The organism is Flavobacterium azooxidireducens, from assembly GCF_023195775.1.
GTDB lineage: Bacteria > Bacteroidota > Bacteroidia > Flavobacteriales > Flavobacteriaceae > Flavobacterium > Flavobacterium azooxidireducens.
The window spans coordinates 223,746-236,156 of the sequence record NZ_CP096205.1 but is presented as its reverse complement, the minus strand read 5'-3'; the positions used below and the strand labels follow the sequence as shown (position 1 = coordinate 236,156).

Annotated in this window: 16 protein-coding genes; 3 read left to right on the top strand and 13 right to left on the bottom strand. The window is 35.0% G+C overall.

Annotated elements, in window-relative coordinates; genetic code table 11:
- Positions 1-12: 12 nt before the first annotated feature.
- From M0M57_RS01060 to M0M57_RS01045, 4 genes are all read right to left on the bottom strand, one after another.
- On the bottom strand, positions 13-411 hold the full coding sequence (locus M0M57_RS01060) for a DUF3037 domain-containing protein (RefSeq protein ID WP_248434574.1): 399 nt from the start codon (positions 409-411) through the stop codon (positions 13-15).
- Positions 374-1,177, bottom strand: a complete 804-nt coding sequence (locus M0M57_RS01055; RefSeq protein ID WP_248434572.1) for a HipA family kinase — start codon at positions 1,175-1,177, stop codon at positions 374-376. The genes M0M57_RS01060 and M0M57_RS01055 overlap by 38 nt, the downstream gene beginning before the upstream one ends.
- Before the next feature lie 76 nt (positions 1,178-1,253).
- Positions 1,254-1,931, bottom strand: coding sequence for a tRNA (guanosine(37)-N1)-methyltransferase TrmD (gene trmD, locus M0M57_RS01050; RefSeq protein WP_248434571.1), 678 nt, complete (start codon positions 1,929-1,931; stop codon positions 1,254-1,256).
- A 187-nt stretch (positions 1,932-2,118) separates the two neighbouring features.
- Entirely contained in the window at positions 2,119-2,568 is a 450-nt protein-coding gene (locus M0M57_RS01045; protein WP_248434569.1) for a DUF1569 domain-containing protein, read from the bottom strand.
- Positions 2,569-2,661: 93 nt separating this feature from the next.
- Here M0M57_RS01045 and M0M57_RS01040 point away from each other — a divergent pair, with 93 nt between their 5' ends.
- A complete protein-coding gene (locus M0M57_RS01040; RefSeq protein ID WP_248434567.1) occupies positions 2,662-3,594 on the top strand; it encodes a peptidylprolyl isomerase in 933 nt (310 codons plus the stop codon).
- A gap of 326 nt (positions 3,595-3,920) precedes the next feature.
- Entirely contained in the window at positions 3,921-4,475 is a 555-nt protein-coding gene (locus M0M57_RS01035) for a hypothetical protein (RefSeq protein ID WP_248434565.1), read from the top strand.
- Between the two features lie 54 nt (positions 4,476-4,529).
- On the opposite strand, the gene M0M57_RS01030 is transcribed toward M0M57_RS01035, so the two are convergent.
- From M0M57_RS01030 to rsfS, 7 genes are all read right to left on the bottom strand, one after another.
- The gene (locus tag M0M57_RS01030) at positions 4,530-5,303 is read right to left on the bottom strand and encodes a superoxide dismutase (RefSeq protein WP_407647450.1); all 774 of its coding nucleotides are present in this window, start codon (positions 5,301-5,303) and stop codon (positions 4,530-4,532) included.
- Between the two features lie 4 nt (positions 5,304-5,307).
- Positions 5,308-5,580 (bottom strand): acyl-CoA-binding protein, encoded by a 273-nt coding sequence (locus tag M0M57_RS01025; RefSeq protein WP_248434563.1) that lies wholly within the window; start codon positions 5,578-5,580, stop codon positions 5,308-5,310.
- Position 5,581: 1 nt separating this feature from the next.
- Complete coding sequence (locus tag M0M57_RS01020) at positions 5,582-6,232, bottom strand: phosphatidylserine decarboxylase family protein (protein WP_248434562.1); 651 nt, start codon at positions 6,230-6,232, stop codon at positions 5,582-5,584.
- Positions 6,222-7,028: a phosphatidate cytidylyltransferase gene (locus tag M0M57_RS01015; protein WP_248434561.1), complete on the bottom strand. Its 807-nt coding sequence runs from the start codon at positions 7,026-7,028 to the stop codon at positions 6,222-6,224. Before M0M57_RS01015 ends, M0M57_RS01020 begins: the two co-directional genes overlap by 11 nt.
- A gap of 1 nt (position 7,029) precedes the next feature.
- The gene (locus M0M57_RS01010; RefSeq protein ID WP_248434560.1) at positions 7,030-7,632 is read right to left on the bottom strand and encodes an LUD domain-containing protein; all 603 of its coding nucleotides are present in this window, start codon (positions 7,630-7,632) and stop codon (positions 7,030-7,032) included.
- A gap of 115 nt (positions 7,633-7,747) precedes the next feature.
- A complete protein-coding gene (gene ftsH, locus M0M57_RS01005; RefSeq protein WP_248434559.1) occupies positions 7,748-9,703 on the bottom strand; it encodes an ATP-dependent zinc metalloprotease FtsH in 1,956 nt (651 codons plus the stop codon).
- Positions 9,704-9,728: 25 nt separating this feature from the next.
- Entirely contained in the window at positions 9,729-10,100 is a 372-nt protein-coding gene (gene rsfS, locus M0M57_RS01000) for a ribosome silencing factor (RefSeq protein ID WP_248434558.1), read from the bottom strand.
- 94 nt (positions 10,101-10,194) lie between these two features.
- Between rsfS and M0M57_RS00995 the strand changes: the two genes are divergently transcribed.
- On the top strand, positions 10,195-10,923 hold the full coding sequence (locus tag M0M57_RS00995) for a biotin--[acetyl-CoA-carboxylase] ligase (RefSeq protein WP_248434557.1): 729 nt from the start codon (positions 10,195-10,197) through the stop codon (positions 10,921-10,923).
- A 31-nt stretch (positions 10,924-10,954) separates the two neighbouring features.
- On the opposite strand, the gene M0M57_RS00990 is transcribed toward M0M57_RS00995, so the two are convergent.
- Positions 10,955-11,398, bottom strand: coding sequence for a DNA primase (locus M0M57_RS00990; protein ID WP_248434556.1), 444 nt, complete (start codon positions 11,396-11,398; stop codon positions 10,955-10,957).
- A gap of 11 nt (positions 11,399-11,409) precedes the next feature.
- Complete coding sequence (locus tag M0M57_RS00985) at positions 11,410-12,384, bottom strand: deoxyhypusine synthase family protein (protein ID WP_112084501.1); 975 nt, start codon at positions 12,382-12,384, stop codon at positions 11,410-11,412.
- Between the last annotated feature and the right edge of the window lie 27 nt (positions 12,385-12,411).

Here is a 12,411-nt window from a genome sequence, read left to right as displayed (position 1 = left end):
TTTAGAGAATTTTCATAACACCAACTCCGCATACAATCGTTCAAAAGTTTCATCCAAATCAAAACTCAAACCCGTATGAGGTCTTGATGTTTGAATACTCGAACTCTTCACTGCGGTTAACCATCTAAATCGTTCTGCCATATCAAAAGAGGCAATAGGACCACCGTCTTTTTTGCCGGAGCAGATTTTTGAAAAAGCTTCCAAATTTATTTTCAGTTGAGATAAATCAAATTCAGCATCCAAAAAACGAACTTTTTCATCCGGAATTTCATATTGAATCCGCAAATATTTTTGATGTTTGCAAAAAAGCATCAACCCAATATTAATGAATTCCTCACGTTCCACCCTCGGTACAACGCGAATTACGGTGTACTCATATAAGTGTGGTGCGGATAAGTGTGGTGCGGACATCTTGTGCTTGTTTTAAAAATACGGAGGCATTGGCCAATCGAATGGACAAAAATTGAAAATAAACTTCTTTTATTTCAGTCGGAGTTATACCTTCATCTTCCCAAAGTAACCAATCTTCAGGAATTTGATTTACAATTTCACGTAAAATAGTATCGTTTAATTTTGATGTAAATTCGTTGTTTACATCCTCTAAACGAGTCGCTTTCGGTAATAAAACGTGGTCTTTAATCAATGGAAAAGGAGTCAACGCATTGGCTTTCCAATTATCCCACGAATGATGAAAATAAAAAGCAGCACCGTGGTCAATCAACCAAAGTTCTTTTTTCCAAATCAACAAATTGGTGTTCTTAAAAGTGCGGTCAACATTCGTAATATACGCGTCTAGCCAAACAATTTTGGAAGCCAAAAGTGCATCACAATCATTCACCGCCGTATCATAAGTCAAAGCTCCCGAAAGAAAATGCAAACCTAAATTCAGACCTTGACTACCTTGCAATAAATCTTGAATTTCCTCATCGCCTTCGGTTCTTCCAAAAGCTTCATCAAGCGTAGCAAAAACTAATTCTGGAACAGGCAAACCCAAAAATCGTGCAATTTGACCACCCAAAAATTCAGCAATCAACGCTTTTACACCGTGACCGGCACCACGAAATTTTAAAACATACTTAAAATCATCATCGGCTTCGGCCAAAGCAGGCAAAGAACCACCTTCTCGCAAAGGACTAATATAGCGGGTAACATTTACCGTTCGTAAATTGGTGTGCATAAAATTGGAATTTCAATAACAAAGATAGTGAAAACAAAACCGCCTCAACGGATAACAGACAACTGACAACGGAAAACTATTCCTCCAACAAATCCGGCCTTCTATTCTTCGTATGTTCATACGCTTGATTTTCACGCCATTTATCAATTTCGGCAAAATTTCCACTCAATAAAACATCAGGCACTTTCCATCCTTTGTATTCTGCCGGACGCGTATAAATTGGTCCCGACAGTAAATTATCCTGAAAACTATCCGTTAAAGCCGACGTTTCATTACTCAAAACACCCGGAATTAACCGAATAATCGCATCACTCAAAACAGCCGCACCCAATTCGCCGCCTGAAAGCACATAATCACCAATCGAGATTTCTTTCGTAATAAAATGATCCCGAACCCGTTGGTCAACGCCTTTATAATGTCCACAAAGAATTATAATATTATGCAACATCGACATTGAATTCGCCATTTTCTGATTCAGCGTTTCACCATCTGGCGACATATAAATCACCTCGTCATAGTCACGTTCGCTCTTCAATTTCGCAATACAATCGTCAATCGGCTGAATCGACATTACCATTCCGGCACCACCGCCAAACTGATAATCGTCCACACTTTTCTGCTTGTTGGTCGTATAATCACGCAAATTATGCACGTGCACTTCCACCAAACCCTTATCAATAGCACGTTTCAAAATCGATGCCTCAAACGGACTTCGTAAAAGCTCAGGCAAAACCGTGATAATATCAATTCGCATATAACTAATTTTTGGCAAAAATACTTATTTTTCAGAAGCTATTCCGGCTTTTCACTACAAGTTTTTTTTCAAAACAAAAGTTTTGTAAGCCTCGGCAAGAGCTCCCAAGGTCGCTTTGCCAAGCCAACAAAACTAATTTGTTTTTTCAAAAAAAGCTTTCCGTTTCATTCCGGGCTAGGGGATTGTGCTAAACACCAAATTGTTTCAAATGATGATTTAAGTGCTTCCATTGCAAATTATCCCACTCTTCAAATGACATTTTTCCAAAAAAAGGATGCTTTTCAATTTTAATACAAGCCGTTCCTTCGTCAGCAAAACGTTTCACTTTTGTGATTAATTCCGCTTTGGTTTCCTCAAAATCATATTCACCGGTTCTAATAAAACTGGGTTCGGTCATCGAATTTTTCTTAAACATCGGTGCGGCTAATATTTTCTTTTTTAAAATTCGTCCCAACACTAAAAAAATAATATTCGATTTTAATTTCGCATCACCAAAAGCCACATCAATTGGAGCTTGGCAATGTGAAAGCATTTGACCCACATTCATTTTTCCCCACAAAGGTTGCGTTTCGGGAGTTAAAGCATTAATTCTGCTAATGAGTACAGCATTATCATTTTTATCAAAGATGGAAGCCATTTTTTTAAGTTTTTGAGTTATTCAAAAGTACAATTTTAAGGTTAATCAACAATAATATCTTAAATTTGCACCTCAATTAAAATAAAACATACGATGGAAAACGGAATATACGCTAAATTCAATACCACAAAAGGTACTATTTTAGTAAAACTTACACACGATAAAACACCTGGTACAGTTGGAAACTTTGTTGGCTTAGCCGAAGGACAATTAGAAAACGACGCCAAACCAATGGGAAAACCGTATTATGATGGATTAAAATTCCACAGAGTGATTTCCGATTTTATGATCCAAGGTGGATGCCCACAAGGACAAGGAACCGGCGGACCGGGTTATCAATTTGACGATGAATTTCACCCTGATTTACGTCACGATGCACCAGGCGTTTTGTCGATGGCAAATTCCGGACCGGGTTCAAACGGTTCACAATTTTTCATCACACACGTGGCAACACCGTGGTTAGATAAAAAACATTCTGTTTTTGGAAATGTTGTGGAAGGCCAAGATGTTGTTGATGCAATTGCTCAAGGTGATGTGTTAGAAACCCTTGAAATCGTTAGAGTAGGCGAGGAAGCTCAAAAATGGAATGCCATCGAAGCATTCAGAACATTTGAAGGCTCACGTGAAAAAAGAATTGCAGAAGAAAAACAAAAAGCAGAACAAGCATTAGAAAAATTAGCCGCCGGTTTCGAAAAAACAGAAAGTGGTTTACGTTATAAAATCATCCAAAAAGGAAATGGAAAACAAGCTGAAAAAGGAAAAACTGTTTCGGTTCATTATTCAGGCTCTTTAGAAAACGGAGTAGTTTTCGATTCATCATACAAAAGAAAACAACCAATCGATTTCCCACTCGGAAAAGGTCACGTAATCGAAGGCTGGGACGAAGGAATTCAATTATTACAAGTGGGAGATAAAGCTCGTTTTGTCATTCCTTCGTATTTAGGTTATGGTTCTCGTGGAGCCGGTGGCGTAATTCCACCTGATGCTACGTTGATTTTTGATGTGGAGTTGATGGAGGTGAAGTAGGGATGTTGCGGGTTAAGAGTTACGGGTTTTAAAGTTGGAGGCCTTTTCTTCAAAGAAATTTTCACCAAATTAATTCCTTCAAATCCATTATAGCAAAGCTATCAAAATTTGCGAAAATCCATTAAATCTTTAAAATCCGTGTTCAATTAAAATTATAGAAGCATTCTGAAAAGAGTGCTTCTTTTTTTGCACTGATTTTGTCATTTCGCAAGATGACGAAGTCGAAATAGAAATCTCCTGCAACGCAGGTAGCAAATGATTTAGTTTTTTAAATTGATTTTGGAATAACTTTTGCTTTCGTATCTTTACAACATCATTAAATTATTATGAGAATTCTATTTTTATTTTTTCTACTCCTTAACTTTTCTGCAAAAGCACAAGTCATCAACGCACAACATTGCGGGTATGATTTTACTTCGTACTTAGTTATTAATGTTCACGAAAAAGGAAAAACAGAAACCATAAAAGGATTGCGAATTACCATTGCTGATAGTTTAGGTAGAGAAGTCATCAACGTTAATAATTTATTGAGTTGGACAAACAGAAATGAACCGTTAGTTTTTAAACTGAATCATAAAATAGACAATAACGGTAATAAAGTATCAAACGACGCTGCGGATTCTAAATGGTTTTTTCCGTTTGCGAAAGAAAATTATTTACTTTCAGTTGCTACTACTTTTAAAGCAGAAAACTATTTTATAAAAATACAAGACATTGACGGGGAAGAAAACGGAGGTTCATTTGAAACACAACTCATTCAGCTTTATCCTTTTAATATGTACATTTTATGTTCCTCTGAAAATGAACGTCAAGCTCAGCAATTCGGACCTCGAACGAATCGTCCGGTAGAAGTGATTTTGGAAAGAAAAACGAATAAATAAAAAAGGTTTGCCGAATTTTACTTCAACAAACCTTTTCAATTTCGATTAAAAATATTATTTCACAGCAGTTGCTGCCGTATATTTTTCAGTTACTTTATCCCAGTTAATTACGTTGAAGAAACCTTCTAAGTAATCTTTTCTTTTGTTTTGGTGTTTTAGATAATAAGCATGTTCCCAAACATCAACAGCTAAAATTGGCGTTCCGGTATTTCCTAATTTTGTCATTAACGGATTGTCTTGATTCGCAGTTGTTGTAATAGCTAACTTACCTGTTTTATCAACAATTAACCAAGCCCAACCTGAACCGAATTGTTTCATAGCTGCATCAACAAATTGCGTTTTAAAATCAGCAAAACTTCCAAAATCTTTTGTGATAGCTTCGGCAACAGCACCGGTTGGCTCTCCACCTTTGTTGGATGCCATTATTTCCCAAAAGAAATTGTGGTTATAATATCCACCACCGTTATTTCTAACCGCTTTGTTTTCTAGGTCTAATTTTTTAAAGATATCTTCAATAGACATATTAGCCATTTCTGTTCCGGCAATGGCTTTGTTCAAATTGTTAGCATAAGCCAAATGATGCTTTGAAAAATGAATTTCCATGGTTTTTGCATCAATATGTGGCTCCAAAGCATTGTATGCATAAGGTAAAGCAATCATTTCAAACGCTCCACCTTCATCCACTTTTACATCGGCAGGGTTGCCCATTTCTGTTACTACTTCTTCTGTTTCCGGTAGTGGAACTTCAACTACTTCTTCTAATTTTTTGCTGTTGTTACAACTTAATAAGGTTGAGACAATTAAAGCAGATAAAATTAATTTTTTCATAATATTATTTTTTTTTATTTAGTAATGAATTTATTGTTTCGATGTACAGTTCTTTGGCTTCATCGGGTGTTATATGACTGATTTGCATCCAAGCATTCGTTTTAAAAGCATTTCTCAGATCGTTATTGCTCAATTGTTTATAGCCAACTGTGTCATGAGTTGCCTGTTTGTAATAAGCATAAATACGCAACATTACATCCTGAGGTAATTGCTCAGTCATGTTTGATGCTTTTTCAAAAGCTTCCTGAAAGCGTGTATCTAAATCTTTCTCAGCCATTTTATTTTTCGGCTACAACGGTTTCTCCGCCTTTTACGGTTTGGTTTAAACTAACGTTTATTTTAGTACCTAAAGGTAAGAATAAATCTACTCTTGAACCAAATTTTATAAAACCGGCATCAGTTCCTTGTTTTACCATCGTTCCTTCTTTGGCATAGTTTACGATTCTTCGAGCCAAAGCACCTGCAATTTGACGGTAAAGTATTTCACCAAAATTTTGGTTTTCAATCACAACTGTAGTTCGTTCGTTTTCTGTGCTTGCTTTTGGATGCCAAGCAACGAGGTATTTTCCAGGATGATATTTGCTGAAATTTATTTTTCCATTCACTGCATAACGCGTTACGTGAACGTTGATGGGCGACATGAAAATTGAAACTTGAAGTCGTTTATCATTAAAATACTCCGGTTCAAAAACTTCTTCAATCACAACTACTTTTCCATCAACCGGAGCAATTACGTGATTGTCATCATTCGGTGTAACTCTTTTTGGATTTCTGAAAAATTGCAAGATTAGAATTAAAAAAATCAAACCAATAATCTGAATTGTCATTCGTAACCAAGTTAATGCTATGAAATGATCTGCTACTAAAATCAAAGCCGCCACAAAAATGGTTGCTATTAAAATGATTTTTGCTCCTTCTTTATGAAACATAATTTAAAATTTGGTAAAACAAAAAAATGAATGGTGCCACGTAAATAATACTGTCTAATCGATCTAATATTCCTCCGTGACCGGGCATGATTTTTCCACTGTCTTTCACTCCGGCTAACCTTTTGAACTTAGACTGAATTAAATCACCCAGTGTTGCAAATATACTAACTAAAATCGCTATTCCAATCCAAATCCAGATATTGGACGTTCCGATAAAGAATTTTGCTATCACAATACTGCCTAAAACACTGAAGGTTAATCCTCCAAAAAATCCCTCAATTGTTTTTTTGGGAGAAATGCGTTCAAAAAGTTTGTGTTTGCCAATTGACTTTCCTACCACATAAGCAAACGTGTCATTTGTCCAAATCAAAATAAAAATTCCAATTAATATTCTGGGATTATATCCATTAACACCAATTGGAATTTTTGTTAAAATAATAAAAGGTAGTATGATATAGCCAATTAGATATAACCACTTTTCATGCTTTTTGAATGCTTTTTCTTTTTTGGAAAAAAGAAAAAATGCCAATTGTATTGAAACTAGTATACTAATAATAGTTATAGTTCCATCATATACTTGATTAAAAGGAGTATTATAAAAAATAACATAACTAAATATTGCTATAATTAGCGGAACAACATAATTTAGTCTGACTAATTTACAAAATTCAAGTACAGCTAGAGCCAAAAAGAGACCAAACAAAATGTAGAAAGTAATGTTTGAATAAAGTATGCAGCTTAAAAGTAAAAGAATATAAACTGCACCCGATAAAGCTCTTATAAGCGTTTCATTCATCTTATAGATCTTCTAAAAGCAAGAGGTACAGGTTTTTGGCTGCACTTCCATAATGAAGAAAATCTTCTTCTTTTGCTTTTTCAAAATATTTTATAGTGGTGATATTAGTTGGATAATCTTTGTCGTAGCGTTTTTTAATTTCTCTTAAACCGTCGCTTTTGCTTTCTAAAATCTGACTTGTCGTTGCAAAAACAACAATGTTTGCCGGTAATTCGTGGGGTTTATTTTGTTTAATCTGGTTGGATGTTAATAAAACCGAGCCTTCATCTGCAATTAAATTTTCGCAACTGGCTAAAAGGAATTTTGGACTGGCTGTGTTTTTGTAAGTCAATCTATTATCATCTAAAAAGTGATACAGTTTTGGCTCATAGCAAACTGCTTCGCATTCAAACCAATCATTTTCTTCAAGGATGTTAAGAAACTGTTCGTTTACTTCTTCTAAATTTTCACAATACAAAAATTTACCTCCATTTTTTTTAAAATTGAAAGTAAACATCTCGTCCACAGGAATTTTGGATTCGGGATTAAACGGACTCGCATCTTTCTCCTTATTTTCATCAGAAGAATCGTTTCCGGCACCAAATAATTTTTTAAAAAGACTCATACTTTTTTAAACAATTCTGCAATTCGTAATTGAAATCGTTCAAAGATAAAAAAAACTCAATTCAAAAGTGATATTGAATTGAGTTTTTTATGTTTTTTGATGAAAATAAAGAAATTTATTCCACTCCAACAGAAACGTGGCTATCATCACCATAAGGTCTTTTGCCGAAAATTGCTTCTAAATCGTCTTTAAAAATCACTTCTTTTTCAATTAAAATGTCGGCTAATTGAATTAATTTATCTTTGTTTTCCTCTAATAATTTGATTGCTCTTTGGTATTGGCTTTCAATTAATCCTGAAATTTCTTTGTCTATCGTAACTGCAGTTTCTTCAGAATAAGGTTTTGAGAAATTATATTCACTTTGACCTGATGAATCATAGTACGTAATATTTCCTAATTTATCATTCAAACCATAAATTGTAACCATCGCACGAGCTTGTTTAGTTACTTTTTCCAAATCGCTTAATGCTCCGGTAGAAATAGTATCAAAAATTACTTTTTCTGCGGCTCTTCCGCCCATGGTTGCACACATTTCGTCCAGCATTTGATCCGGGCGAACGATTAGTCGTTCTTCCGGTAAATACCAAGCCGCACCTAAACTTTGCCCTCTAGGAACAATGGTTACTTTTACTAAAGGAGCAGCATGTTCCAGCATCCAACTCACGGTTGCATGACCTGCTTCGTGGGTTGCAATAGCTCTCTTTTCTGCCGGTGTAACAATTTTATTTTTCTTTTCTAATCCGCCAACAATTCTGTCAACAGCATCCAAGAAGTCTTGTTTGTCCACTGCAGTTTTGTTGTTTCTGGCAGCAATCAAAGCGGCTTCATTACAAACATTCGCAATATCAGCACCGGAAAAACCAGGTGTTTGTTTCGCTAAAAATTCGGTATCTAAACCTTCAACTTTTTTCAACGGAGCTAAGTGAACTTCAAAAATTTCTTTACGCTCACGAATATCCGGTAAATCAACATAGATCTGACGGTCAAAACGACCTGCTCTCATTAATGCTTTATCTAATACATCGGCACGGTTGGTTGCTGCTAACACAATCACATTTGTGTTGGTTCCAAAACCATCCATTTCGGTAAGTAATTGATTTAATGTGTTTTCTCTTTCATCATTAGAACCAGACATGTTGTTTTTTCCACGAGCACGACCCACGGCATCAATTTCATCAATAAAAATGATTGCTGGCGACTTGTCTTTTGCTTGTTTGAATAAATCTCTTACTCTGGAAGCACCAACACCCACAAACATTTCTACGAAATCTGAACCGGATAACGAGAAAAATGGCACTTTTGCTTCACCGGCAACCGCCTTGGCTAACAAGGTTTTTCCTGTTCCTGGAGGTCCAACAAGTAAAGCTCCTTTTGGTATTTTTCCTCCTAAATTGGTATATTTTTCTGGGTTTTTAAGGAACTCTACAATTTCTTGCACTTCTTCTTTCGCTCCTTCTAATCCGGCAACGTCTTTGAAAGTAACCTTTACATCGGTTTTTTCGTCAAACAATTTTGCTCTCGATTTTCCAATGTTGAAGATTTGTCCACCACCTCCTCCGGCACCACCACCAGACATTCTTCGCATGATGATAATCCAAATGACAATGATTAAAATGATTGGTAAGAAATTAATTAATATTCCAGACCAATTGCTTTTTACCAAATAATTATAATCGGCTAATTTGTTTTCTTTTTTAGCTAATTCAAGTTTGTCTTGAAACAATTTTACATCACCAATATTTGGTAAAAGATAGTGTGCTCCTTTGTTTTCGCGACCTAAAACGTCATTTACAATGTCTTTGTGTTTTTTGTCTTTAAGAGCTTCTTTGGTAATATAAATTTCGGCTTCGCTCAGATTTTCACCTTTGCTGTAAACCAAAACTTTTTCAATTTCACCTTTTTCAAGGTATTCATTGAATTTAGAAATGGTTAATTTTCCTGGTTCTTGAAATGAACTTCCACCGGAAATAATACTGATAAAAATAAAAATACCGGCAACGATAAAATAAACCAGCCAAGGATTAAATTTAAATTTATTCGGGTTTGGTGTAGAATTATTTTCTTTTGACATTATGAGTTTTCTTCTTTAGCAATTTTTAAACTTTGTTTGGAATCGTGGTGATTTTAGCATCGCCCCACAATCCTTCGATATTATAAAATTCACGCACGTGCTTTTGAAAAACATGAACAACTATGTCCACATAATCCATCAAAACCCATTCGGCATTGTCTGAACCTTCCACATGCCAAGGTTTATCTTTTAATTCCTTAGAAACTGTTTTTTGAACTGAGTTAACGATAGCATTAACTTGTGTATTGGAGTTACCGTTGCAAATGATAAAGTAATCGCAAACAGTATTTTCGATTTCTCGTAAATCTAAAATGTCGATGTCATTTCCCTTAACTTCTTCTATTCCTTTGATGATGTTTATTAACAATTCATCTTTACTAACTTTCTTGTTCGCCATTTACTAATTTAATATTTTCGCAAAGTTATCAAAAATTGTGTTTATTTTTGAAGCTTAACACAACTTTAGAACGATTTTTATATAATTTATTTCTATGGATATCATCAAACTGAGTGCCATTAATTCTACAAACGACTATTTAAAGGAGTTGATAGCCAAACAAGTGGTGACAAATTTTACGGTTGTGATGTCAAAAAGTCAAACCAACGGAAAAGGTCAAATGGGTTCGGTTTGGGTTTCGGAATCGGGTAAGAACTTGACATTTAGTGTTTTAATACGTGATTTAATTGTAGATGTTAAACAACTTTATACGTTAAATATTGTTGTTTCTTTGGCAATTATTTCTGTTTTGGAAAAATATAAAATTCCTTCAGTCACAATCAAATGGCCAAACGACATTATGTCAGGTAATCACAAAATTGGAGGTATTTTGATTGAAAACAGTTTTAAATCAGACGGAGAAGTTTTTTCTATTGTTGGAATTGGGTTAAATATAAATCAAATGATGTTTGAAAATGTTCCAAATGCTTCCTCTTTAAAACTGAAAACAGGATTTGATTATGATTTAGATGAATTATTGCAAGAACTTTGTCAATCCATCAAACAATTTGTTTTAAAAATTACGACGCAGACCGATTTTATTTGGAATTTATATCATCAAAAATTATTCAAAATTGGAGTTCCAATAGCTTTTGAAAATACAAAAGAGGAGAAGTTTATGGGTATTATTCAAAATGTTTCCCATGAAGGTTTATTGAATGTTTTGTTGGAAGATGATTCAATCGTTTCCTTTGGAATTAAAGAAATTAAGATGTTGTATTAATAAAAAAGAGCCCCAAATGGAGCTCAAATTTTTAGTATTCTTCTTCTTCGTCGTCTTCATCAGAAGGTTCGTCTTCAAAATCATCGTCGTCATCGTCGTCGTCAGAACCACCGGAATCTTTTAAAGGATCAATTTCTACATCATCATCAGAAGGGGCGTCGTCATCTTCTTCGTCCACATCTACTTCATCAATGTCATCATCTAAATCAAGACCTTTAACCGGTGCGATAGTTTCAACTTCTACATCCAAATCTTCATCTTCTTCAAAATTCTCAATACGGGTGGCAAGTTTTTTACTGACTTTCACCAAATAGATGGTGTCTTCTGTACGAACTTCAACCGCTTCAATTAGTTCGTTTTGGGCATTTCTAAAGCGAATAATGTCGTTATCCTCGTAGCCATCAGGAAATTTTTCCACAAGCATCGAAAGAATATCATTCGTTAGTTTAGCATAGTCAACAATAATTCTTCTCATAAAAAAATCTGTTATAAATCAAGTAAGTAAGCAAATATTAATGGGGCAACAATGGTTGCATCGGATTCTATAATAAATTTGGGTGTGGCAATATCTAATTTTCCCCACGTAATTTTTTCATTCGGAACTGCTCCTGAATACGATCCGTAACTGGTGGTTGAATCAGAAATTTGGCAAAAATAACTCCAAAACGGAACATCATGCATTTCCATATCTTGGTATAACATTGGAACCACACAAATCGGGAAATCACCTGCAATTCCTCCACCAATTTGGAAGAAACCAACTCCTTTTCCGGTTGAATTTTTTGGATACCAATCGGCCAACCACATCATATATTCAATTCCACTTTTCATCGTGGTCGGTTTAAAAGTTCCTTTGATGCAATAGGAAGCGAAAATATTTCCCATCGTGCTGTCTTCCCATCCTGGAACGACAATTGGTAAATTTTTCTCCGCCGCAGCAACCATCCAAGAATCTTTTGGATCAATTTCGTAATATTGTTTTAAAACACCAGAATTAATCATTTGATACATAAATTCATGTGGAAAATAACGTTCTCCTTTTGAATCAGCATTGTTCCAAATGTCAAATAAATGCGATTGTAATCTACGGAACGCTTCTTCTTCAGGAATACACGTATCGGTAACTCTATTGTAGTGATTTTCAAGTAAATCCCATTCATCTTCAGGACTCAAATCACGGTAATTCGGAACTCTTTTGTATGAATTATGAGCGACCAAATTCATGATATCTTCTTCCAAATTTGCACCCGTACACGAAATGATATGCACTTTGTCTTGACGGATCATTTCAGCTAATGATTTTCCCAACTCAGCCGTACTCATTGCTCCGGCAAGTGTAATCATCATTTTTCCGTTTTCTAGCAAATGTTGTTCATATCCTTTGGCAGCATCAACAAGAGCAGCAGCATTGAAATGAAGGTAATTTTTTTCAATAAATTGACTGATAGGTCCTTTACTCATTTTATAATTCTTAAATTGTATTCGTAA

Coding starts and splice junctions, on each gene's coding strand:
- M0M57_RS01020 (WP_248434562.1), bottom strand. CDS start 6,232: ATGTTTCATAAAGAAGGAGCAAAAATCATTTTAATAGCAACCATTTTT.
- M0M57_RS01060 (WP_248434574.1), bottom strand. CDS start 411: ATGTCCGCACCACACTTATCCGCACCACACTTATATGAGTACACCGTA.
- M0M57_RS01055 (WP_248434572.1), bottom strand. CDS start 1,177: ATGCACACCAATTTACGAACGGTAAATGTTACCCGCTATATTAGTCCT.
- M0M57_RS00985 (WP_112084501.1), bottom strand. CDS start 12,384: ATGAGTAAAGGACCTATCAGTCAATTTATTGAAAAAAATTACCTTCAT.
- ftsH (WP_248434559.1), bottom strand. CDS start 9,703: ATGTCAAAAGAAAATAATTCTACACCAAACCCGAATAAATTTAAATTT.
- M0M57_RS01015 (WP_248434561.1), bottom strand. CDS start 7,028: ATGAATGAAACGCTTATAAGAGCTTTATCGGGTGCAGTTTATATTCTT.
- M0M57_RS01035 (WP_248434565.1), top strand. CDS start 3,921: ATGAGAATTCTATTTTTATTTTTTCTACTCCTTAACTTTTCTGCAAAA.
- M0M57_RS00995 (WP_248434557.1), top strand. CDS start 10,195: ATGGATATCATCAAACTGAGTGCCATTAATTCTACAAACGACTATTTA.
- M0M57_RS01045 (WP_248434569.1), bottom strand. CDS start 2,568: ATGGCTTCCATCTTTGATAAAAATGATAATGCTGTACTCATTAGCAGA.
- M0M57_RS01010 (WP_248434560.1), bottom strand. CDS start 7,632: ATGAGTCTTTTTAAAAAATTATTTGGTGCCGGAAACGATTCTTCTGAT.
- M0M57_RS01025 (WP_248434563.1), bottom strand. CDS start 5,580: ATGGCTGAGAAAGATTTAGATACACGCTTTCAGGAAGCTTTTGAAAAA.
- M0M57_RS00990 (WP_248434556.1), bottom strand. CDS start 11,398: ATGAGAAGAATTATTGTTGACTATGCTAAACTAACGAATGATATTCTT.
- rsfS (WP_248434558.1), bottom strand. CDS start 10,100: ATGGCGAACAAGAAAGTTAGTAAAGATGAATTGTTAATAAACATCATC.
- M0M57_RS01040 (WP_248434567.1), top strand. CDS start 2,662: ATGGAAAACGGAATATACGCTAAATTCAATACCACAAAAGGTACTATT.
- trmD (WP_248434571.1), bottom strand. CDS start 1,931: ATGCGAATTGATATTATCACGGTTTTGCCTGAGCTTTTACGAAGTCCG.
- M0M57_RS01030 (WP_407647450.1), bottom strand. CDS start 5,303: ATGAAAAAATTAATTTTATCTGCTTTAATTGTCTCAACCTTATTAAGT.